We start from the raw sequence: 21,716 nt of genomic DNA, 5'->3' as shown, positions 1-21,716 counted from the left end.
CTGCGACGAAAGAAAAAAAGACCAAGAGGGACACATCCTATGAGCACTGATCTTAAAACCGCCGACATCGGATTGATTCAACGTATTATTCCACACCGCTACCCGTTTTTGTTGGTGGATAAGGTGATTGATATCGACGGCTCCAAAAGCTGCACAGGCATCAAAAATGTGACCTTTAACGAGCCGCATTTCATGGGTCACTTTCCGGGCACCCCGATCATGCCGGGTGTCACGATTGTCGAGGCGATGGCACAGGCCGCCGCCGTGATGGTCGGCGTAGACCAAGACCTCGCAGATAAGGATTTTCTCGTGTATTTCATGGGGATCGATAGCTGCAAGTTCCGCCGCAAGGTTGTGCCCGGCGATGTCTTGCGCCTCAATGTCACCACCAAACGCGGTGGCGGTAAGGTGTGGAAATTCGAGGGCAGTGCTGACGTCGATGGCGAGATTGCTTGCACCGCATCGTTCACCGCGATGATGGACCTTCCGAAAGGGTGATCTGATGAGCATTCATCCGAGCGCGAACATACATCCCTCCAGTGTGATCGAGGAGGGCGCTGTGATCGGCGCGGGCTGTAAAATCGGACCGTTTTGCCTTGTTGGCGGCGATGTGACGCTTGGCCAAGGGGTTGAGCTAAAGTCGCATGTCGTCATCGGTGGTGACACGCAGGTGGGCGACGAGACCGTCATCTTTCAGTTTGCCTCAATCGGGGCGGTGCCGCAGGATTTGAAGTTCAAAGGCGAGGCAACATCGCTTGTCATTGGCAAGCGCAACCGCATTCGCGAATACGTCACGATGAACCTTGGGACCGAGGGCGGCGGTGGCGTCACGCGCATTGGCGATGACGGGATGTTCATGGCCTGTTGCCACGTGGCGCATGACGTCCAGATCGGCAATCGTGTCATCTTGGTCAATTCGGTCGCTGTGGCGGGACACTGCGAGATTGCGGACGATGTGATCATCGGCGGATTGTCCGGCATTCATCAGTTTGTGCGGATCGGCAAAGGGGCCATAATCGGCGCGCTGTCCATGGTGACGGCGGATGTCTTGCCGCATGCACTGGTCCAAGGGCCACGCGCGGAGTTGGACGGTCTCAACCTCGTCGGGCTAAAGCGCAAGGGCGTGGACCGCGCCGATATCAATGCGTTACGGGCTGCGTTCCAGATGCTCAAACAAGGCGAGGGATCGTTCAAAGATCGCGCTTCGCGTTTGAGCGACGACTTTGATAGCGATTATGTGCGTGCGATGGTGGCCTTTGTCATGGCGGATAGCGACCGTGGCTTTTTAACCCCGAACTGAGGTTCCTCATGGCAACTGTGACGCGCACGGCGATTATTGCAGGGACAGGGCAGTTGCCGCAGGTTTTGGCAGCGGCGCTTGATGCGCCTGTCTATGTCACATTGACGGACGTGGCCGTCCCCAAGGGCGTCGATCATGTCTCGGCGCGGATCGAAAAACTCGGCAAGTTGTTCAAAGAGTTGAAATCACGCGGTGTTGAAGCTGTCACCTTTGCGGGGGCTATGGCGCGGCCAAAGGTGAACCCCGTGCTTTTGGATCGCCACGCGTTGCGATTGGCCACGTGTCTGGGCAAGGGCGACGATGCGCTGTTGCGCGAGGTAATCGCGGTGTTCGAGGATCAAGGGTTCGCCATTCGCTCCGCGATTGAGATTTGTCCCGACTTGGCGTTGCCCACGGGCACGCTGTGGGGGCGCAAACCCTCCGCGACCGATGTGAGTGATGCGGCGCGCGCGCATGCGGTGTTGGACGCACTGTCGCCGTTGGATGTCGGGCAAGGGGCCGTGTGCGCGGGCGGTCAGATGCTTGGGGTTGAGACCCTTCAAGGGACCAATGCGATGCTTGGGTTTGTGGCCGCGACCCCTGCGCATTTGCGCCGTGCGCGCGGTGTGTTCGTCAAAGCGCCCAAAGCGGGGCAAGATCTGCGCATTGATGTACCGACCATTGGGCTTGAAACGGTTGAGGCCGTGATTGCGGCGGGGCTTGGCGGTCTTGTTGTGCCTGCGGGCGGTGTCATTGTGTTGGACCGAACTGGCGTAAAAGCGCGGGTTGAGGAGGCGGGTTTGTTCTTGCACGCGATATGACGGGGGCGATTGTGTCCAAACCACTCAAGGTCTTTTTGATTGCTGGCGAGGCATCGGGCGACCGGTTGGGCGCGGCTGTCATGGCTGGATTGCGCGGGCTTGCGGGGGATGTGGAATTTCGCGGTGTGGGTGGCGCGCTGATGACGGGCGAGGGGCTTGAGAGCCTGTTCCCCATGAAAGAGTTGTCGCTGATGGGTCTGTTCGAAGTCCTGCCAAAGTATTTTCACCTCAAACGCCGCATCCGCGAAGTGGCCGAGGCCGCGGTGTCATGGCACCCTGATGTCGTCCTTACCATCGATAGCCCCGATTTTTGTCTACGGGTCGCAGACATTATAAAGGCGCGCTCGGATATTCGGGTGTGTCACTACGTGGCCCCGACAGTGTGGGCGTGGCGTCCCGAGCGGGCCGAAAAGATGGCCGCGCGGGTGGATCAGGTTTTGGCGTTGTTTCCGTTCGAGCCGCCGTATTTCGAGGCCCACGGGCTGCGCTGTGACTTTGTCGGCCATCCTGTGGTGAGCGAAGCCGTGGCAACCCCGAGTGATGTACGCGCGTTTCGCGAGGATCACGGGATTGGTGAGGCGCCTGTCGTGCTCGTCTTGCCGGGATCGCGCGAGGGCGAAATCGCCCGATTGGCCCCCGTCTTTGGCGCGGCATTGGATCAATTCGCACGCGCCCATCCCGAGGCACGGTTCGCATTGCCCGTGGCATTCGGCGCGATGGCGAGTATCCGCGCACAGGTCGCACAGTGGGAGATTGATCCGATCTTGATCCCCGCCGAGAATACCCGAGAGCGCCGTGCGGCATTCAAGGCCGCTGATATCGCATTGGCCGCAAGTGGCACGGTGTCTTTGGAGCTGGCGGCGAGTGATACACCGATGGTCATCGCTTACCGTATGAACCTGCTCACACAGTATATCGTGTCACGCAAATTGCAGATCGACACGGTGACATTGGTAAATCTTGTCAGCGAGACGCGAGAGGTGCCGGAGTTTCTCGGATCACGCTGTACCGCCGAAAAAATTGCACCTGCGCTCACCCGCCTGATGGAAACGCCCGCTGCACAAGCCGAAGCTCTTGATTTGACGATGCAGCGCCTAGGACGCGCAGGCGAGGCCCCTGGTTTGCGTGCGGCGCGGGCGATTTTAGATGGGCTTGGGATGACAGAAGCTTCCCTCTAATCCTCTCTCCATCGGTCTAAAAAGGGGATTTGTTGGGTGAAAATCCATGCGATAGGGGTTAATACACCGCTTTTTCGCATCTGTGTTTTGCAAAAGGCCTGCATTTCTTTGGCGGTGCCAAAATAGGCTGTAAATGCGCCGTTGTTATAGCAATTGGAGCAAAACGACGTGGATTTTGTGCCATCGGCTTCGGTGCCACCGCCCATTGGATCTTTGTGCATAGCGAGGCCGCAACTTTGACATTGAATCATCAATATGTCTCCGTTGTTAAAAAGGCGCGTTTCATTTGCACTCTACGTAAATGTCCCATTTTTCGTGACGCTGCCCCCACGGCGCTTGTCACCTTAATCTCCTACTTTGGCTCCAAAATGTCTTGAAGTTGTTCCATAACGGACGGCATTTTTGCAGTGACCATCTCGATGATCATCGGTTGCTGTGCGCCGATCATATCGGGCATTTTGACCATGACGGCGCGCCCTTCGGCGGTTTTGTAGAAATCACGCAGCGCGACGATTTCATCCAAGGTGAACATATCGGCCATAATGCCTGATGTCTCGCCCATGACCTCATACATAGGCTGCTCGAAGGCCTCCATGTATAGGTCTTGAATGTCGGCTTCCTGAGCCTCGGTGACGGTGCGCCCGCTGGTGCGAATTTGCGTCAAAATTGGCAGATACATTTGCGAGATCACGCGGCCCATATCCATATCCGCAATGGCCAGATCGTTGTATTCAGTAGCAACTGCGAGGCGTTCCTCACGTGTCTCGGATGCGGCAGGACATGCGGCTACAAGGCTGACGGCAATGGCAAAAGCGGGAAAGGCATTTTTCAACATAACAACTCCTCAATCAATACGGAGCGAATGTTAACCTCTCTTGTCGATTCTGCGCAAGGCCGTCTACTGAAAGATGATCAATAGCCGCGCCAGATCCAGCCGCCACCAAAGATACGCGTGCTGTTGTCATCATAAAACACACAGGCCTGACCGGGTGAGACGCCTTCCTCGGCGACAATCAATTCCACCTCGGCTTCGGTATCTGAAATCGGGCGAATAATCGCCTCGCGCGGCGGACGGGTGGAGCGCACGCGCACCAACACATGCCATTCCTCGCGCGACATAAACGGCTCATCGCCAAGCCAGTTGATCTCGCGGACGGGAATTTTGCGCGTGGCCAACATCTCTTTGGGGCCAACGATGACCTGTTTTTTGTCTACGTCGAGTTTGACCACGTAGAGCGGATCGGCCAAGCCACCGATGCCAATCCCGCGCCGTTGGCCAATTGTATAGTGCAACACGCCGTTGTGCGTGCCGCGCACATTGCCCTCATGATCGACAATTTCACCGGGTTCCGCCGCACCAGGGCGCAATTTCTCAATCACGGCGGCGTAGTTGCCGTTGGGCACGAAACAAATGTCCTGACTGTCGGGCTTGTCCGCAACCGATAGTCCGTATTTGGCCGCAAGCGCCCGCGTTGCCTCTTTTGACGGCAAATGCCCCAACGGGAAGCGCAGATAGTCAAGCTGTGCGGGCGTGGTCGAGAACAGGAAATAGGATTGGTCACGATTCGCATCGGCGGCTGAGTGCAATTGCGGCCCCTGTGCGCCATCGCTGCGCTGAATATAGTGTCCCGTGGCCATGCAATCGGCATCAAGATCCTTTGCCGTTTCCAACAGGTCCTTGAATTTCACTTTTTCATTGCACCGGATGCAGGGCACGGGGGTGGCCCCCGCCAGATAACTGTCGGCGAATTCGTCAATCACCGCGTCTTTGAACACGTTTTCATAGTCGAGGACGTAGTGGGGGAATCCCATATCTTCGGCCACGCGGCGTGCGTCATGGATATCACGCCCCGCGCAACACGCGCCTTTTTTGGCCAAGGCCGCGCCGTGATCATAAAGCTGAAGTGTGACGCCTATGACGTCATAGCCTTCCTCTGCGAGCTGTGCGGCCACAACGGAGCTATCCACGCCGCCCGACATCGCCACGACCACACGGGTCTCGGCGGGGGGCTTGGCAAAGCCAAGAGAATTCAGCGGATGTGCGCCGTCATGAGCCATTTACAAATCCTTTCCAGAATGCCGACCAAATATAGGTAAATGCAAGGTACTCTCAAGGGCTCGTTTCATTACCCATTAAGAGGTTTGCGGCAAAAGTTGTCCAAGTTAGCCAAAGGGGTGAAGTGATGTATCTAAAAAAAGTCGATGGTCCGCGCGCTGTGACCCTTCCGGATGGAACGGTGATGACGCGCGCCGATCTGCCACCAACAGCGACCCGCAGGTGGGTTGCCTCGCGAAAGGCCTGTGTCGTCAAAGGTGTTGTTTTCGGACTTATTTCCGAAAGCGAAGCGCTCAAGATGTACGGATTGTCCGATGAGGAGTTCCAATCATGGAAGTCGGCCATCCGGGATCACGGCGAAGCTGCGCTAAAAGCAACCTCTATTCAAAAATATAGACAACCTTAGGTTGCTTCGTTAAGATTATTCTATCCGGTAACGTGTGGTTAACCATTTTAAACCATTTTGAATGTTAGCGAACGATAGATAATTAATCGGAGATCCGAAGTATGCGAATTTCGCTCATCGAAGATGACCCCACCACGTCCAAAAGCATCGAAATGATGCTCTCCCATGCCAATTTGAATGTCTATTCAACGGACTTGGGCGAGGAGGGAATAGATCTTGCGAAGCTATATGATTACGACCTGATCCTTTTGGATCTTGGCCTGCCTGATATGAACGGCCATGAGGTGCTGCGCCAGCTGCGTCTGGCCCGTGTTGACACGCCGATTCTGATTTTGTCAGGGGCCGACGACACGGAAAATAAGATTAAGGGATTTGGATTTGGTGCAGACGATTATCTGACCAAACCGTTCCACCGCGAAGAGTTGGTAGCACGTATTCACGCGATCATTCGCCGCTCGAAAGGGCATTCCCAATCCATCATCAAGACCGGTAAAATCGATGTAAACCTCGATGCCAAAACCGTTGCGGTGGGCGGGCGTCCTGTGCATTTGACCGGTAAAGAGTACCAGATGCTTGAGCTGCTTTCCTTGCGCAAGGGGACAACCCTGACCAAGGAAATGTTCCTCAACCATCTATACGGCGGCATGGATGAGCCTGAATTGAAAATCATTGACGTTTTCATCTGTAAACTGCGTAAAAAACTCGCGACTGCAACGGATGGTGACAATTATATCGAAACGGTTTGGGGGCGTGGGTATGTGTTGCGCGATCCTGAGCCGAGCGAACTGGATCAACCGCTTGCGGTTGGTGCGTAGGTACGAGTGTAACCTTTGTAACTGTCGTCGCCCTTAGGGTTTCTCCGAACCTTGGGGCGACGATTTGAGTGTCTATTCTGACATCTCCATCTGGACCTCCGCGCGTTGCTCTCATAAACCTGAGGGGCACGAAATCGGGAGGTCGTTTTATGTCCGCAGATACGCCGTTGGATCAGGTGAATGTTGAGGCGTTGACCCGCGATCAGGCGGCTGTGGAACTTGCGCGTCTCGCCGCTGTTTTGATGCAGGCCAATACCGCCTATCATACCGCCGATGCGCCTGTGATGGATGACGCCAGTTTCGACGCGCTCAAGCGGCGCAATGCGGCAATAGAACACCGATTTCCAAACCTTAAACGTGCGGACACGCCCACAGATCAGGTCGGCGCAGCTCCGTCCGATGGGTTTGGGAAAATCACACACGCGGTTCGGATGATGTCGCTCTCCAACGGGTTTGAGGATGCGGATATCCGTGAGTTTGACGCCTCTGTGCGTAAATACCTCGCCGCACCGGGCGAAATTGCCTACACAGCCGAGCCAAAGATTGACGGGCTATCGTTATCCCTACGCTATGAAAACGGTATTCTGATGCACGCGGCGACCCGTGGCGATGGTGCCGTGGGCGAAAACGTGACGGCCAATGCCCGCAAGATCACGTCTATCCCGCAATTAATCGACGGTGCGCCTGATGTGTTGGAGGTGCGCGGCGAAGTCTACATGACCCACGCCGATTTCGCCGCTCTCAATGCGCGCCATGCTGAGCGTGGGGGCAAAACATTCGCCAATCCGCGCAACGCCGCCGCCGGATCGCTCCGCCAACTCGATGCCGAGATTACCCGCGCGCGCCCCTTGGCGTTTTTTGCCTATGCATGGGGCGAATTGTCCGCGCCTTTGGCCGACACACAAATGGGCGCGATTGCGCAGTTGTCCGCATTCGGGTTCGCAACCAACCCACTGACGCAACGGTTCACGGATCTCGCACAGATGCTGGATCACTACCGCCAGATCGAAGCGGCCCGCGCCACACTTGGCTATGACATCGACGGCGTGGTCTACAAGGTGGATCGCCTTGATTTACAACGCCGTTTGGGGTTCCGATCCACCACGCCACGGTGGGCAATCGCGCATAAATTCCCCGCCGAACTGGCATGGACGCGGCTTGAGGGGATCGACATTCAAGTCGGCCGCACCGGTGCGCTATCGCCCGTGGCCCGTCTGTCGCCCGTCACCGTGGGCGGTGTCGTGGTGTCGAACGCCACTTTGCACAACGAGGATTATATCGCCGGATATGACAGCAAGGGCGAGACCATTCGCGGCGGCAAAGACATTCGGATCGGCGACTGGGTTCAGGTGTACCGCGCGGGCGATGTGATCCCGAAAATTGCCGATGTCGATTTGTCCAAGCGCCCAGAGGTCACGACCCCGTTCGAGATGCCCGTGAGCTGTCCTGAATGCGGATCAGATGCCATTCGCGAAGAGGGCGACGCGGTGCGGCGGTGTTCTGGTGGCATGATTTGTCCCGCGCAAGCGGTTGAAAAGCTAAAGCATTTCGTATCTCGCGGCGCGTTTGATATCGAGGGGCTTGGTGCCAAACAGGTCGAGCAATTCTACCATGACGGATGGGTGCGCGAACCCGCCGATATTTTCACCCTGCGCGACCGTTTTGGGTCGGGCTTGCAGCAGCTCAAAAACCGCGAAGGCTGGGGCGCGAAATCTGCCGCCAACCTGTTCGATGCGATTGACGAGAAACGCACGATCCCTCTGGCGAAACTGATCTTTGCTCTTGGCATTCGTCATGTGGGTGAAAATTCCGCCACGCTTTTGGCCACATCGTACGGCGCGTGGGACACATTCGAGGCGGCGATGACCCACGCGGAATTGGGGCGCGGTGCGGCATGGGCCGAGTTGTTGGACATAGACGGAGTGGGCGCGGTGATGGCCGGATCGCTTGTGGCGGCGTTTCATCAGGAGCGTGAACGCGCCTCAATCGACCGTCTCGTGGCGCATTTGAGCGTGATCAATGCCGAGAGCCCCACATCTGACAGCCCCGTAAGTGGCAAAACGGTCGTGTTTACAGGCAGTTTAGAGAAAATGACCCGTGCCGAGGCCAAGGCGCGCGCGGAATCCCTTGGGGCGAAAGTCGCAGGCTCTGTGTCCAAAAAGACCGACTTGCTCGTCGCGGGACCGGGGGCGGGATCGAAAGAGAAAAAGGCGGCGGAGTTAGGCGTTGCAACACTGGACGAGGACGGTTGGCTCGCGCTGATCGGTGACGCATGAGCGGGGGACGCCCTGATATCCTATTCCCTTTGTTCGCGGGGCTAGAGACGCTCACGGGCGTTGGTCCGAAAACGGCCAAAGCGATGGCTGGCCTGAACGTTGAGCGGCCGCGTGATCTATTGTTTACTCTGCCCAATTCGGTGATTGACCGGCGCCGCCGTGACACGGTGCAGGGCGCCCACATCGGTGAGGTCGTCACCGTCGAAGTCACAGTCGTGCGTCATCAAAAGCCGTCTCGCAAAGGCTTGCCCTACCGCGTTACGGTCGAGGATGACGCGCTGGCCTTTCAGCTGGTCTTCTTTCGTGGTGCTCCTGATTGGATCGAAAAACAACTGCCTCTTGGCGAGCGGCGTCTCGTGTCGGGTAAGGTCGAGATGTACGATGGCCAGTTTCAAATGCCCCATCCCGATCACATACTGGCGGTAGAGGACGCGGGAACATTGCCGAAATTCGAACCGGTTTATCCCCTTGCGGCCGGTGTTACGCAAAAAGTGATGGTAAAGGCAGTCGCGGCCACGCGGGCCTTGGTGCCTGTTGTTAATGAATGGATCGACGCCAATTTGCGCGCGCGCGAGGGGTGGCCCGATTTTTCCACTGCTTTGGAACAGGCACATGTGCCGCTCTCAGGCCATGAAATTGCGGCGACATCGCCGGCGCGTCAACGTCTTGCCTATGACGAATTGTTCTCGCATCAGGTCACGCTTGCCCTTGCGCGTGCGCAGGTGCGCCGAGCAAAGGGGCGTCAAAACACCAGTAACGGCGCGTTGCGCGCGCGGGTTTTGGCCGCCTTACCGTTTACGCCCACAGGCGCGCAAGAGCGCGCGATGGTTGCGATTGCCGATGATATGGCCAGCCCAAAACGCATGAACCGTTTATTGATGGGTGATGTCGGGTCGGGCAAAACCTTGGTCGCGCTTGACGCGCTTTTGGTTGCGGTCGAGGCTGGCGGGCAGGGGGTTATGATGGCCCCGACAGAGATCCTTGCGCGCCAACATCTTGAGGGATTGCGCCCCTTGGCCGAGGCGGCGGGTGTGGTGCTTGAGCTGCTCACAGGGCGCGACAAAGGGCGCGAACGCAAAGCGAAATTGGAGGCATTGGCGCGTGGTGATATCCAGATTTTGGTGGGCACGCATGCGGTGTTTCAAGACGACGTTATCTACCACGATCTGCGATTGGCGATTGTCGACGAACAGCACCGGTTTGGCGTCTCGCAACGCATGGCTTTGGCCAAAAAAGGCAGCGGTGTCGACGTCTTGGTGATGACTGCAACGCCTATTCCGCGCTCGCTATCATTGGCGCAATTTGGCGATATGGACGTCTCAATTCTGGATGAAAAACCGCCCGGACGCACGCCGGTCAAGACCGCGTTGAATTCGACCGAACGATTGGCGGATGTCATCGCGCATCTCAAATCGGCCACCGATGAGGGGCGTCAGGCCTATTGGGTCTGCCCCTTGGTCGAGGAAAGCGAAGTGGTGGACATGATGGCCGCCGAGGAGCGGTTCAAAGTGTTGCGCGCGGCCTTGGGCGAGGGGCGTGTCGGATTGGTGCATGGCCAGATGCCACCGGAGGCCAAGGACGACACCATGCGGCGGTTCGCGGCCGGAGAGCTGTTGGTTTTGGTCGCCACAACCGTAATCGAGGTCGGCGTTAACGTCCCCAATGCGTCGATCATGGTGATCGAGCGCGCAGAGCATTTCGGATTGGCGCAGCTGCATCAATTGCGTGGGCGGGTCGGGCGCGGCGCGGTCGCATCGACGTGCCTGTTGTTGTATCAGGCGCCTTTGACGCAAAGTGGGCGCAGGCGTCTCGATATCATGCGCGATACCGATGATGGATTTCGGATTGCCGAAGAAGACCTTGCGATCCGTGGCGCGGGCGATGTGTTGGGTACGGCGCAGTCGGGCCTGCCACGGTTTCGAGTGGCGGATTTGGAGCGACAATCGGCGTTGATGGCATTGGCACAAAGTGACGCGCGGGCGTTACTGACCCTCGATCCCAAACTGGAAAGCCCACGTGGTGTGGCTGTGCGCGTTCTTTTGTGGCTCATGGGGCGAGATGAGGCGATCCGTTTAATTTCAGTGGGTTAGGGGGTTTCCTACAGGGCACGTTCTGTTTTGTTCGCCAATGTTCTCAAAAAGTTCTTTACATAAGGGCGCTAAAATGAGAACAAAGGTGAAACAAAAGATTAACGCACTGAGATCAATAGAGATCATCATCCTTGAGGAGACGCCCCATGTTGACCGAATTGAAAGCTATCGTTGCCCGTTCGCGCACCACCATGATCGAAGATGTTATTGGGATGGTCTCTTTGATGGTGATCTTGATGGCGGGTCTCTCGCTTCCGGCGCTGGTATAGGCGGCGCTGTTTTTTCGCTATTCTGCCTTTGATCTGACCCTGCGGCCTTACCGTTCTGCCCCGAATGTTTGACCTTTTCCTGTTCCGTCAGATGTCGTTGCCTCATCACGACATGTTTGTCCGCCAGATCAATACTCCGCCGCCTTCGTCCCCGAAGTGCGGCGGTTTTTTTATGAGCCGTGCGGGCGGGGGGGCTATGTGGCTGCTACGTTAAAACGTATAGGCCACACGCAAGCCGCCCCAATGCGCGCCATCAACGATGATCGGCGCAGAGAGATCTTTCATCATGGTGAACTGACCTGCGCCCATGTCACGGCGGTAGACCTGTAGCAAAAACGGCTCTGTGTTGCGTCCTGCCTTCAATCCGACCCGATCATCAAACATTCTACGGTTGCGGGAATTGGCGGCATTCCACGCGGGGTCTTTGCCTTGGGGGTGCGCGAATTTCTTGTTGTGGGTCGGAAGATAGCCATTGGGATCAATCGCCGCGCAAAACACCACTTTGTCGCTAAACGACAACATCGGCTCTTGGATTGCGGGCAAAACGGCGTCTGTAAAGTCGGTGAAACGCGCGCGAAATTGTTGCGGGTTGGTGCCACCCATCGGTGTATATGTGCGGTTAAACAAGTCGTGCTTTGTGATGCGCCCCTCTGCGATACCGTTTCGAAAAATCTCCGATATTTGACCCGCTGCTGCTTTGACCCGTTCGATAAAGACCAAGTCTTCGCTTGCGCCGCCTAGATCGACGCTGGTGCGATAAATGGTTTCCGAGGTGTCAATCAACTTGTTCACGCGGCTGTGGGCCTCATGGATACCCGATGCGGTTTTCTCGGCCGATTTGCCGATTGAGGCAAAGGCTGGTTGGAATTCTGCCACGGCTTCGCGCACTTTTTCAGCCTCAAAGGCCATCGTGCGGGTGGCGTCACTGGTTTGGCGCACACCATCGGCAATTTCGGTCAAGGCGCGGTCGGTCTGCTCCGATCCGCCAAGGACGATGTCCGCATCCGACGAGACGCCAGAGGCCTCGGAGCGCAATTTGTCCACCCAACCAGACAAAGCATGTATGTTGTCCTCAATCCCTGCGGCGGCGGTCGCGGTTTTGTGGCTCAACTCATTGATAGCCTCGGCCACGACACCGAATCCGCGACCATAATCACCCGCGCGGGCCGCTTCGATTTTGGCATTGATGGCGAGGATGTTCACCTGACGGGCGATGTCGGCGATGTTTTTGTTGTCCGTTTCCACGGCGGTGAGAGAGGCCGCGACCTGCTGCATCTTCTCCGAAAGTGCTTTGACCCATGAGGCCACGGTATTGGAGCGTTTGCCGTTTTCACGCACGAAATCGACCGAACCCTCGACTTTTGTGAGAGTGTTCTCGGTGACATCTGTCACAGTTTCAAGGGCGTGACGCACGGCAGCGTTGGCGGTCATCACGCCGGCTGCGGAGCTTTCAACCTGTTTGAGAACCATAATCTGGCTGGATGACTGTGCATCTACGGCGTCCAAAAAACCCGCAACATCAACGATCTCATAGCCTAACCGGCCCGCGTGATTGGCGAGTTCAGTCAGTTTCGGGTCCGCAATTGTGGCGTCCTCAAAGTTTGGATTGGGAATCATGCATACCTCCGGTCATCCCAGAGGCCTAACGCAATTCACTTACCTGTCCGTTAAATATCCCAATTAGAGTGGGCTGTTTTGGGCCTCGCGGGCGGCTTTCGCGACTGCCGTCACGGCAAGTAGGATCGACGCATGGCGGTTTTTATAGTCACGCGCGGGCCGTAGCGCCTCAAACCCGTCAAAGGGGGCCGAGGGGACGGGGCCGTCGGTTTTCAAAAACGCAGTCATCTCGTCGCGCGCGGCGTCCAATTCGTCGGCGCTCCGACCAATGACATGCGCACCCAAAATTGCTGCTGAGGCCTGACCCAAGGCGCAGGCTTTTACGTCTTGGGCAAACTGGGCCACTTTGCCGTGCTCCATGACCACATCAACCGTAACCGTAGACCCGCAAAGCGGCGCGCGTTCGCGCACGCGGGCCTGTGGCGCATCCAATTGCCCGACATGGGGAATATCCGCGGCGAGCGCGAGCAATTTTCCTGAATAGAGTTTGGCCAGTTCAGTGGACATGGTTTGCCTTTCATCACGTGGCCTTTTAGATAGGGCAACCGATGCCACAAGGAAAGAACCCAACATGCCCTTTGACCCTGCGTCCCTAAAATTTGATGACAAAGGACTGATCCCCGCAATTGCGCAAGATGCCGCAACGGGTGAGGTTTTGATGATGGCGTGGATGAATGCGCAAAGCGTGGCAAAGACGCTTGAGAGTGGCAAAGTCACCTATTGGTCGCGCTCGCGTCAGGCGTTTTGGGTCAAGGGCGAAACCTCGGGGCATCTTCAGGAGTTGGTTGATTTCCGCTTTGATTGTGACAGCGACTGTATTTTGGTGACGGTCAATCAAACTGGACCCGCATGTCACACCAACCGCCGCTCGTGTTTTTATACGGCTGTGCGCGGTGGCGAGACGGTGGAATTGTCCAAGCCGATGACCTGAGCGCCTAAATCTCGACCATACGTTTGATGTCGTCGGGGCTATATCCCTCGTTGCGAAATGTCGAGATTGCTTTGGCATCGTCGCGTTTGGCGAGGCGTTTGCCAGCCTCATCGCGAATGAGCGCGTGGTGGTGATAGATCGGGACAGGCAGATCGAGCAGCGTCAATAAAATCACTTGGATCGCTGTAAATGCGAAAAGATCCTCGCCGCGCACCACATGTGTGATCCCTTGGGCCACGTCATCGAGAGCGGAGGCCAGAAAGTAAGCCACGATATCCTCGCCTTTGCGCGACAAAACCACATCGCCGATCTCGCGTAGCGCCTGCGCCGCGTCGACCGTGTGCAGCCCCGCATGTGCCGCGCCCGTTTCGGCAAAGCGCACGGGGGTGCCGCTTAACTGCTCTAGTGCGCGATCAAGGTGGAGACGCAGTGCGTCACCGTCCTTGCGCGTGGACATCGTGCGCGCTTTGCAGGTGCGGGGGTAGACGTCATGGGCCACGCCCTCTTGTGGGGCGGCGAGGGCCGCGCGAATATCGGCGCGGGTGCACGAACATGGATACAATAGCCCCATAGTCTCAAGGCGCTCCACGCTATCCGTGTAGCTGTCCAGCTGTGCGGCTTGGCTCACAACAGGACCGTCCCATGTCAGTCCGAGCCACGTCAGATCCTCGACAATAAGCGCCGCCCATTCGGGCTTTGACCGCTCAAGGTCGGTGTCTTCCATCCGTAGCAAAAAACGCCCGCCGGCATCGCGCGCCATTTGGTGGCCGAGCATCGCGGAGTAGGCGTGCCCGATGTGCAGCGGTCCCGTTGGAGAGGGTGCAAATCGGGTCGCAAAAGACATTAGATTTGCCCGTCAAGCCATTGATTGTAGTCATCTTTGGCGCGATCTGTGTAGCCTTTGTAGCGCTCTTTGCGCCCCTTGCGGCCGCCACGCATCCCGTCAAGCGGGGGGAACAGGCCAAAGTTCACGTTCATTGGCTGAAAGGTTTTGGCCTCCGCGCCACCCGTGATGTGGTTGATCAGCGCGCCCATAGCCGTTGTGAACGGCGGCGGCGGTAGGTCGCGGCCCAAAAGTTCGGCGGCGGCCATGCGCCCCGCGAGCAGGCCCATTGCCGCACTTTCCACGTAGCCCTCAACGCCCGTAACCTGACCCGCGAACCGGATATTCGGACGTGATTTCAAACGCATCTGGTCGTCAAGTAATGTGGGCGAGTTGAGGAATGTGTTGCGGTGGATGCCGCCCAAACGGGCAAAGGATGCATCCTCAAGCCCTGGGATCATTTTGAACACTTCGGTCTGGGCGCCGTATTTCATTTTGGTCTGAAAGCCGACGATATTGTAGAGCGTCCCCAGCTTGTTGTCGCGGCGCAGCTGCACCACGGCGTAGGGCTTGTTTTCGGGGCCATTGGCGTTGGTGAGCCCCACGGGTTTCATCGGGCCAAAGCGCAGGGTTTCGCGACCGCGCTCGGCCATCACTTCGATTGGCAAACAGCCGTCGAAATAGCCCGCCGTTTCGCCTTCGTGAAATTCGGTTTTGTCGGCGGCGGCGAGCGCGTCGATAAAGGCCTCGTACTGGTCCTTGGTCATCGGGCAGTTGAGGTAGGCTTTTTGCTCTTCTTCTGTCTCGCCCTTGTCGTAGCGCGATTGGAGCCACGCAATGTCCATGTTGACGCTGTCGGCGTAGACAATTGGCGCGATGGCGTCGAAAAACGCCAAGCGGTCTGTGCCCGTCTCGGCGGCAATCGCGGCGCCAAGGGCGGGAGAGGTCAACGGTCCTGTCGCAAACAACCATGTGCCGTCCGTGGGCAGCTCGGACACTTCGCCGAATTCGACCGAGATCAGCGGATGGGCGTTAATTTTTGCGGTGATGTGCTCGGCAAACGCTTCGCGGTCCACGGCCAATGCGCCACCTGCGGGCAGTTTGTTGGCATCCGCAGACGCCATGACGAGGCCACCCGCCGCGCGCATTTCCCAATGCAACAGTCCAACGGCGTTTTGTTCGTCATCATCCGAGCGAAACGAGTTAGAACACACCATCTCGCCAAAATTGCCAGTTTGATGCGCAAAGGTTTCGACCTTTGGACGCATTTCGTGAAGCACAACGTTGATGCCAAGATTGGCCGCTTGCCATGCCGCTTCGGAACCGGCCATGCCGCCGCCGACGATGTGGAGTGTTTTATCTGTCATGAGCGCTCACATAGTGCGTTTGAGGGGTGTTTCAAAGAGAATGCGGGAGCTATTGCCCCCGCACCCCGATGTTTATGTCGTAGGGTCTTGCCCGTTAATCGGTCTAGGTGTCAGTCGTGTCGACGGGCGTTGTGCCAGTGTCGGGTGTCTGCACCGAGGTGTCTGTGGTTGCCTCGTCTGTCACATCGTCGTCTTCTGACTCTGCGATGTAGGCCACGGACACGACTTCTTCGCCTTTGCCCGTGTTGAACACTTTCACGCCGCCCGCGCCGCGTGAGCGGAACGAGATGCCACCAACGGGACAGCGGATCGACTGACCTTTGGAGGTGGCCAGCATGATCTGGTCCTCAATGGCGACAGGGAAGGAGGCCACAATAGGTCCGCCACGCATGGATTTCTCCATGGCTGTGACCCCTTGGCCCCCGCGACCGCGCACCGGGTAGTCGTGACTGGACGAAAGCTTGCCCACGCCGCCTGTTGTGATGGTGACGAGGAGTTCCTCGGCCGCCTTCATCTCGTCAAAGCGGGCTGTATCAATCGAGCCTTCGGACACCTCTTCGTCGTCATCCGTGCCCTCGACCTCATCCGCACCCACTTGCGCGCGGCGCATCTTGAGGTAGGCCTGACGCTCATAGCTTTCGGCGTCAAAGTGCTTGATCACCGACATCGACACCACTTCGTCGCCGTCATTGACCAATTTGATGCCGCGCACACCTGTTGAGGAGCGCGAGTTAAACACGCGCACATCGGTGACGGGGAAACGGATGGCGCGACCCGATGAGGTCACAAGCATCACATCGTCGTTCTCGTCGCAAATGCGCACGTTGATCAGGCGGGTGTTTTCGTCTTCGCCCTCGAACTTCATCGCGATTTTGCCGTTCGATTTCACGTTGGTGAAATCAGACAGGCGGTTGCGGCGCACCGAGCCTTTGGAGGTGGCGAACACGACCTGAAGGTCGTCCCAATCCACCTCGTCGCGGTCCACTGGCATAATCGCGGCGATCGACACCTTTTGCGGGATCGGCAGGATTTGCAGCAATGGCTTGCCTTTGGCCGTGCGCCCGCCAAGCGGGAGACGCCATGTTTTGAGCTTATACGCCATACCGTCATCGGTGAAGAACAGCAGTTGCGTGTGGGTGTTGGCCACAAACAAGGTCGTGATGACATCCTCGTCCTTGGTCGACATGCCCGATACGCCTTTACCGCCGCGCTTTTGGGCGCGGTAGTCAGCGAGCGGTGTGCGTTTTGCCCAACCGGACGAGGTGATGGTCACGACCATATCCTCTTTCTCGATCAGATCCTCGTCGGCCATATCGCCCGACCAGTCCACAATCTCGGTGCGGCGCGGCACGGCAAAGAGGGTTTTCACCTCCGTCAACTCATTGGAGATGATTTCCATGATCCGCTCACGCGAGGCGAGAATAGCGAGGAAGTCTTTGATTTTACCTGCAAGTTCTTGCAGCTCGTCAGTGACTTCCTTGACGCCGATCTGTGTCAGACGTTGCAGACGCAACTCCAGAATGGCGCGGGCCTGTGTTTCGGATAGGTTATAGGTGCCGTCATCGTTCATCTTATGGGATGGATCGTCGATCAGCTGAATATAGGGCGCGATATCAAGGGCGGGCCAACGCCGCTCCATCAGTTTCGCACGCGCTTGGGCTGCATCCGCAGAGGCGCGGATGGTGGCGACAACTTCGTCGACATTGGTCACAGCCACGGCCAGACCACATAGAATATGGGCGCGGTCGCGGGCTTTGCGCAGCTCGAACGCGGTGCGGCGTGCCACCACTTCCTCACGGAAGGTGATGAAGTGTTCAAGGAACAGGCGCAGCGTCAATTGCTCGGGGCGACCGCCGTTGAGCGCCAACATGTTGCACCCGAAATAGGTTTGCAGCGGCGTAAAGCGGTAGAGTTGGTTGAGCACCACCTCGGGCGTTGCATCGCGTTTCAGCTCGATCACAACGCGCACGCCGTTGCGGTCGGATTCGTCTTGGACGTGGGAAATCCCCTCGACCTTTTTGTCGCGGACAAGTTCGGCGATCTTTTCGATCATCGTGGCCTTGTTCACCTGATAAGGGATTTCGTCGACCACAATGGCGTAGCGGTCCTTGCGAATTTCCTCGACGCGGGTTTTGGCGCGGATAATCACCGAGCCGCGGCCCTCAAGATAGGCTTTGCGCGCACCAGCACGCCCAAGCATCATCGCACCGGTTGGAAAATCCGGACCCGGCACAATCTCCATCAACCGTTCGGTCGACACATCGGGGTTTTCGATCAGAGCAAGCGTGGCATCAACGATTTCGCCCAAGTTGTGGGGCGGGATGTTCGTGGCCATACCCACAGCAATACCACCTGCGCCGTTCACAAGCATGTTGGGATAGCGGGCGGGCAGAACCGTTGGCTCTTTGTCTTTACCGTCATAGTTCAGAACGAAATCAACGGTGTCCTTGTCGATATCGGCCAACAGGTAGGCGGCAGGTTTGTCCATGCGCACTTCGGTATAGCGCATCGCGGCGGCCATATCGCCGTCCATCGAGCCAAAGTTCCCCTGACCGTCCAACAGCGGCAGCGACATCGAAAACGGCTGTGCCATACGGACCAACGCGTCATAAATCGCGCTGTCCCCGTGCGGGTGATATTTGCCCATGGTGTCGCCCACCGAGCGCGCCGATTTACGGTAGCTCTTGTCGTGGGTGTTGCCCGCCTCATACATCGCAAACAAGATGCGGCGGTGTACGGGTTTTAGACCATCGCGCAGGTCGGGAATGGCACGGCTCACGATCACCGACATGGCGTAATCGAGATAGCTCGATTTCATCTCTTGGGTGATGGAGATATGCGGCCCGTCCCATGGAAAGGGCGTGCGGATGTTTTCGTCTTCGTTGTCAGGGGTTTGGGGAGTGTCGCTCACGTTGTCCGCCTGTTGTTTGTCTATGATCTATATGGTGTTGTTCGGCACTGTACCCCATACGGGATATGGGGTGCAATGGTCGATCCGTTTCATGTCGCACGCAGTGCGCCCCGCACTATCTGGAAGGTCCGTCTACTTTTTGCGCAGCTTGAAGCGATTAAGAGGATTGGCGCGTTTTAGCCGCTCTTTGAGAGCCTGCGCGCGCAGGTCCGCCATGTCAGACCCAAGGCGGCGTTTGCCGGTCTTGAGCGGTACGATCTTTGCGGTCTCTTTGGTCATGGGCTATACTTAGGGCGTCAGGCGCGTGATTTCCATGCCCAGATCCACAGGGCCACGAACGCCAATGAAGCGAGGGCATTGTAGGAGGCCATTGACAGCCCGAACAGATCCCACACCACTTCGTCGCACAGCACCAAAGACGCATCCATGCTGGCCGAGGGCAAAAGATCCATGCCCGACAGGCCTGAAAGCCCGTCACCCGCAGAGGTGCACGAGGTCGGCCCCTCCCACCAATCGCGCTCGACACCGGTATGATAGAGGCCCAGACCCGCCGAGATGCCCATTGTCAGCACACCAAGGGGGGGGATAAATCCGAACCGCGTTAGCGCAAAGAGGATGCCAAACCCAAAGGCGATCGCATGGGGCCAGCGCTGCCACAGGCACATCGCACAGGGGGCGTACCCCGCCGCCTGAAATGCGAAGGCACCAAGCAAGACAAAGAGCGATCCAAATCCGGCAAGAAGCGCGATTTGGCGGCGCGACAGGCGGGTGAGGGCGTTGATCATCGAGGTCATATGAATTTCACCGCGTAAAAGCCGCCGATAAAGATGACAATCAACAGCGTGAAGATAAGCCCCAAACGGCGCTCGATGAACACGCGAATAAGCTCTCCGAATTTCCACAAGAGAGTGGCGACAATAAAGAACCGCAAGGATCGCGCGAAAATGGACGCCGCAACGAAGACGGGCAAGGACAGATGGGTGGTGCCAGACAGGATGGTGATGACCTTATACGGAAACGGTGTGACGCCCGCGATCAACACGGCCCATGCACCGTATTCATTATACGTGACCGCGAATTCGTCGAAATAGGCATCCTTGCCGTAGAATTCCAACACAGGCCGGCCGATGGTTTCGAACGCGCCGAAGCCGATCCAATAGCCAAGCATGCCGCCAAGCACGGAGGCCACGGTGGCGATGCCCGCAATTTTGAACGCTTCGCGCGGGCGGGCGATGATCAACGGGATCATTAAAATGTCGGGCGGGATCGGAAAGACAGAGCTTTCGATAAACGCAACAATCGCCAAGGCCCAAAGGGCATTCGGGCTTTGGGCGAGACGCAAGGTCCATTGATATAGGCGCGTGATCATCGGCTCTCATTTCCTCGGTGATTTTGCGCCTTTAGGCACCAATGCGCGCGACGGGTCAAGGTTTGTAGCGCGCCGTGCGCACACAACCGCGTGTTTTTGCTTGAGAGCGCCGCGCGGGACCGTATGGTGGCGCCGTAGTGTGATGTGAGGTGTACGATGAAGTGGCAAGGGCGGCGTGGATCACGCAACATTGAGGATCGTCGCGGACGATCCGGTGGCATGTCGCGCGGCAAGGCTGTGGGCGGGGTAGGTGGCCTTGGCCTCATTGCTATCGTGGTCATCGGCGGTTTGCTCGGTGTTGATGTCTCACCGCTGCTCAACGGCGTGGGGGTTGGGTCTGGTGGCGTGAGCACAAGTGGCGCGGCCCCGATCACGGCGGCGGACAAGCGTGCAGGCGACTTTGTATCCGTTACTTTGGCCGACACCGAAGAAATCTGGAGCGAGATTTTCACCACTCAGGTCGGGGTGCCGTATGAACCGGCTGTTTTGGTCCTGTTCAAAGGTGTGACGCAAAGCCCGTGTGGTGGCGCATCCGGTGCATCCGGCCCGTTCTACTGTCCCGCTGATCAAAAGGCCTATCTCGACACCGCCTTTTTCGTCACGATGGAGCGCCAGATGGGGGCGGGCGGTGATTTTGCGGCGGCCTATGTCGTGGCCCATGAAATCGCGCACCACGTGCAAAACGAATTGGGAATTTTGGGCCAAGCCAACCAGTTACGCGCCCAAGTGAGCGAAGCGCAAAGCAACGCCATTTCTGTGCGGATCGAGTTACAGGCAGATTGTTATTCGGGAATTTGGGCGCGGTATGCGCAAGAGCGGTTTGGCTCCCTAGAGCGGGGCGACATCGCAGAGGCCATGAATGCCGCCAAGCAAATTGGCGATGACACGTTGCAACGCAATGCAGGACGGGTGCCATCTCCGCACACCTTTACCCACGGCACATCTGCGCAGCGCCAAAGGTGGTTCGAAACCGGATTTGAGGCGGCAACTTTGGCGGCCTGCGATACCTTTGGGGCCGAGCGACTATAAAATTTGCATTGAGTGCGATATGGGTCTGGACGAGGGCGGAAAGCTCGGCTAAACCGCACCTCGTCTTAGCCCGTGTGGTGGAATGGTAGACACAGGGGATTCAAAATCCCCCGCTGTAACAGGCTTGGCGGTTCGAGTCCGCCCACGGGTACCATACACAAATCTTGTCCGCGTTTTGCGCGGCGCCTTTCGCCTAAAGGTGACCCGCAACGGGTCCGTAGATTACGGCGATCGTAACGGTTTCATGACAATACGTCTTTGCATGAGACCCGGTTCGGACAGGTTCTACACCAACGCGCGCTGACGTTTGTCATATGGGTTTGATCGCTGGGTCGAGACGCGCTGTTCGCTGCAATGCCCCATTAAGCGCACGGATCGTTAACCCTCATCTGTATTGTTTCCAATTTGGCTACGAATCGTTTCCGGCCTGTTATTGGGCCCGTATCCGCCTGTTTTCGCGCTAAGGATTGAGGTAACCA

At 57.5% G+C, this 21,716-nt stretch carries 22 protein-coding genes and 1 tRNA gene; 12 read left to right on the top strand and 11 right to left on the bottom strand.

Annotated elements, in window-relative coordinates; all coding sequences use genetic code 11:
* The first annotated feature begins 39 nt into the window (after window positions 1-39).
* The 4 genes from fabZ to lpxB are packed head-to-tail and all read left to right on the top strand — an operon-like array spanning window position 40 to window position 3,278.
* The gene (gene fabZ, locus IMCC12053_RS02425) at window positions 40-498 is read left to right on the top strand and encodes a 3-hydroxyacyl-ACP dehydratase FabZ (protein WP_062215416.1); all 459 of its coding nucleotides are present in this window, start codon (window positions 40-42) and stop codon (window positions 496-498) included.
* 4 nt (window positions 499-502) lie between these two features.
* Window positions 503-1,300, top strand: coding sequence for an acyl-ACP--UDP-N-acetylglucosamine O-acyltransferase (lpxA, locus tag IMCC12053_RS02420; protein ID WP_062215414.1), 798 nt, complete (start codon window positions 503-505; stop codon window positions 1,298-1,300).
* Between the two features lie 8 nt (window positions 1,301-1,308).
* A complete protein-coding gene (locus IMCC12053_RS02415) occupies window positions 1,309-2,100 on the top strand; it encodes an LpxI family protein (RefSeq protein WP_074906320.1) in 792 nt (263 codons plus the stop codon).
* The gene (lpxB, locus tag IMCC12053_RS02410; protein ID WP_062215412.1) at window positions 2,097-3,278 is read left to right on the top strand and encodes a lipid-A-disaccharide synthase; all 1,182 of its coding nucleotides are present in this window, start codon (window positions 2,097-2,099) and stop codon (window positions 3,276-3,278) included. The genes IMCC12053_RS02415 and lpxB overlap by 4 nt, the downstream gene beginning before the upstream one ends.
* Here lpxB and IMCC12053_RS16220 read toward each other — a convergent pair.
* The 3 genes from IMCC12053_RS16220 to mnmA form a co-directional block, all read right to left on the bottom strand.
* Window positions 3,275-3,529, bottom strand: a complete 255-nt coding sequence (locus tag IMCC12053_RS16220; protein WP_074906317.1) for a zinc ribbon domain-containing protein — start codon at window positions 3,527-3,529, stop codon at window positions 3,275-3,277. The genes lpxB and IMCC12053_RS16220 overlap by 4 nt on opposite strands.
* A gap of 101 nt (window positions 3,530-3,630) precedes the next feature.
* The gene (locus IMCC12053_RS02400) at window positions 3,631-4,113 is read right to left on the bottom strand and encodes a DUF2059 domain-containing protein (RefSeq protein WP_062215410.1); all 483 of its coding nucleotides are present in this window, start codon (window positions 4,111-4,113) and stop codon (window positions 3,631-3,633) included.
* Window positions 4,114-4,190: 77 nt separating this feature from the next.
* Window positions 4,191-5,336 carry a tRNA 2-thiouridine(34) synthase MnmA gene (mnmA, locus tag IMCC12053_RS02395; protein WP_062215408.1) on the bottom strand — a complete coding sequence of 382 codons (1,146 nt, stop codon included), beginning with the start codon at window positions 5,334-5,336 and terminating at the stop codon, window positions 4,191-4,193.
* Between the two features lie 125 nt (window positions 5,337-5,461).
* Between mnmA and sciP the strand changes: the two genes are divergently transcribed.
* The 5 genes from sciP to IMCC12053_RS16130 all read left to right on the top strand — a co-directional run bounded on the left by sciP (window position 5,462) and on the right by IMCC12053_RS16130 (window position 11,190).
* The gene (gene sciP / locus IMCC12053_RS02390) at window positions 5,462-5,740 is read left to right on the top strand and encodes a CtrA inhibitor SciP (protein WP_062215406.1); all 279 of its coding nucleotides are present in this window, start codon (window positions 5,462-5,464) and stop codon (window positions 5,738-5,740) included.
* 101 nt (window positions 5,741-5,841) lie between these two features.
* The gene (gene ctrA / locus IMCC12053_RS02385; RefSeq protein WP_062215404.1) at window positions 5,842-6,555 is read left to right on the top strand and encodes a response regulator transcription factor CtrA; all 714 of its coding nucleotides are present in this window, start codon (window positions 5,842-5,844) and stop codon (window positions 6,553-6,555) included.
* A gap of 149 nt (window positions 6,556-6,704) precedes the next feature.
* A complete protein-coding gene (gene ligA / locus IMCC12053_RS02380) occupies window positions 6,705-8,831 on the top strand; it encodes an NAD-dependent DNA ligase LigA (RefSeq protein WP_062215401.1) in 2,127 nt (708 codons plus the stop codon).
* Window positions 8,828-10,921: an ATP-dependent DNA helicase RecG gene (gene recG, locus IMCC12053_RS02375; protein ID WP_062215399.1), complete on the top strand. Its 2,094-nt coding sequence runs from the start codon at window positions 8,828-8,830 to the stop codon at window positions 10,919-10,921. The genes ligA and recG overlap by 4 nt, the downstream gene beginning before the upstream one ends.
* A gap of 146 nt (window positions 10,922-11,067) precedes the next feature.
* Window positions 11,068-11,190, top strand: a complete 123-nt coding sequence (locus IMCC12053_RS16130) for a hypothetical protein (protein WP_256209968.1) — start codon at window positions 11,068-11,070, stop codon at window positions 11,188-11,190.
* A 210-nt stretch (window positions 11,191-11,400) separates the two neighbouring features.
* On the opposite strand, the gene IMCC12053_RS02370 is transcribed toward IMCC12053_RS16130, so the two are convergent.
* Entirely contained in the window at window positions 11,401-12,807 is a 1,407-nt protein-coding gene (locus tag IMCC12053_RS02370) for a methyl-accepting chemotaxis protein (protein ID WP_062215397.1), read from the bottom strand.
* Between the two features lie 63 nt (window positions 12,808-12,870).
* The gene (locus IMCC12053_RS02365) at window positions 12,871-13,314 is read right to left on the bottom strand and encodes an iron-sulfur cluster assembly scaffold protein (RefSeq protein ID WP_062220760.1); all 444 of its coding nucleotides are present in this window, start codon (window positions 13,312-13,314) and stop codon (window positions 12,871-12,873) included.
* A gap of 64 nt (window positions 13,315-13,378) precedes the next feature.
* Between IMCC12053_RS02365 and hisI the strand changes: the two genes are divergently transcribed.
* Window positions 13,379-13,738 carry a phosphoribosyl-AMP cyclohydrolase gene (hisI, locus tag IMCC12053_RS02360; protein WP_062215396.1) on the top strand — a complete coding sequence of 120 codons (360 nt, stop codon included), beginning with the start codon at window positions 13,379-13,381 and terminating at the stop codon, window positions 13,736-13,738.
* A 4-nt stretch (window positions 13,739-13,742) separates the two neighbouring features.
* Here hisI and gluQRS read toward each other — a convergent pair whose 3' ends face one another.
* The 6 genes from gluQRS to IMCC12053_RS02335 all read right to left on the bottom strand — a co-directional run bounded on the left by gluQRS (window position 13,743) and on the right by IMCC12053_RS02335 (window position 20,208).
* A complete protein-coding gene (gene gluQRS, locus IMCC12053_RS02355) occupies window positions 13,743-14,582 on the bottom strand; it encodes a tRNA glutamyl-Q(34) synthetase GluQRS (RefSeq protein WP_062215395.1) in 840 nt (279 codons plus the stop codon).
* Window positions 14,582-15,928 carry a methylenetetrahydrofolate--tRNA-(uracil(54)-C(5))-methyltransferase (FADH(2)-oxidizing) TrmFO gene (gene trmFO / locus IMCC12053_RS02350; protein ID WP_062215394.1) on the bottom strand — a complete coding sequence of 449 codons (1,347 nt, stop codon included), beginning with the start codon at window positions 15,926-15,928 and terminating at the stop codon, window positions 14,582-14,584. Before trmFO ends, gluQRS begins: the two co-directional genes overlap by 1 nt.
* Before the next feature lie 103 nt (window positions 15,929-16,031).
* Window positions 16,032-18,839 (bottom strand): DNA gyrase subunit A, encoded by a 2,808-nt coding sequence (gene gyrA / locus IMCC12053_RS02345; protein WP_062215393.1) that lies wholly within the window; start codon window positions 18,837-18,839, stop codon window positions 16,032-16,034.
* 132 nt (window positions 18,840-18,971) lie between these two features.
* A complete protein-coding gene (locus IMCC12053_RS15740; RefSeq protein WP_156320730.1) occupies window positions 18,972-19,118 on the bottom strand; it encodes a hypothetical protein in 147 nt (48 codons plus the stop codon).
* 17 nt (window positions 19,119-19,135) lie between these two features.
* Window positions 19,136-19,633, bottom strand: a complete 498-nt coding sequence (locus tag IMCC12053_RS02340; protein ID WP_335337311.1) for a disulfide bond formation protein B — start codon at window positions 19,631-19,633, stop codon at window positions 19,136-19,138.
* On the bottom strand, window positions 19,630-20,208 hold the full coding sequence (locus tag IMCC12053_RS02335) for a YqaA family protein (RefSeq protein WP_062215392.1): 579 nt from the start codon (window positions 20,206-20,208) through the stop codon (window positions 19,630-19,632). Before IMCC12053_RS02335 ends, IMCC12053_RS02340 begins: the two co-directional genes overlap by 4 nt.
* Before the next feature lie 156 nt (window positions 20,209-20,364).
* Here IMCC12053_RS02335 and ypfJ point away from each other — a divergent pair, with 156 nt between their 5' ends.
* Window positions 20,365-21,237 carry a KPN_02809 family neutral zinc metallopeptidase gene (ypfJ, locus tag IMCC12053_RS02330; RefSeq protein ID WP_062215389.1) on the top strand — a complete coding sequence of 291 codons (873 nt, stop codon included), beginning with the start codon at window positions 20,365-20,367 and terminating at the stop codon, window positions 21,235-21,237.
* Between the two features lie 68 nt (window positions 21,238-21,305).
* Window positions 21,306-21,391: transfer RNA gene (locus IMCC12053_RS02325), tRNA-Leu, on the top strand.
* The last annotated feature ends 325 nt before the right edge of the window (window positions 21,392-21,716 follow it).

The organism is Celeribacter marinus (assembly GCF_001308265.1).
GTDB lineage: Bacteria > Pseudomonadota > Alphaproteobacteria > Rhodobacterales > Rhodobacteraceae > Celeribacter > Celeribacter marinus.
The sequence above is the reverse complement of the archived record's forward strand: the minus strand, read 5'-3'. Positions and strand labels throughout refer to the sequence as shown.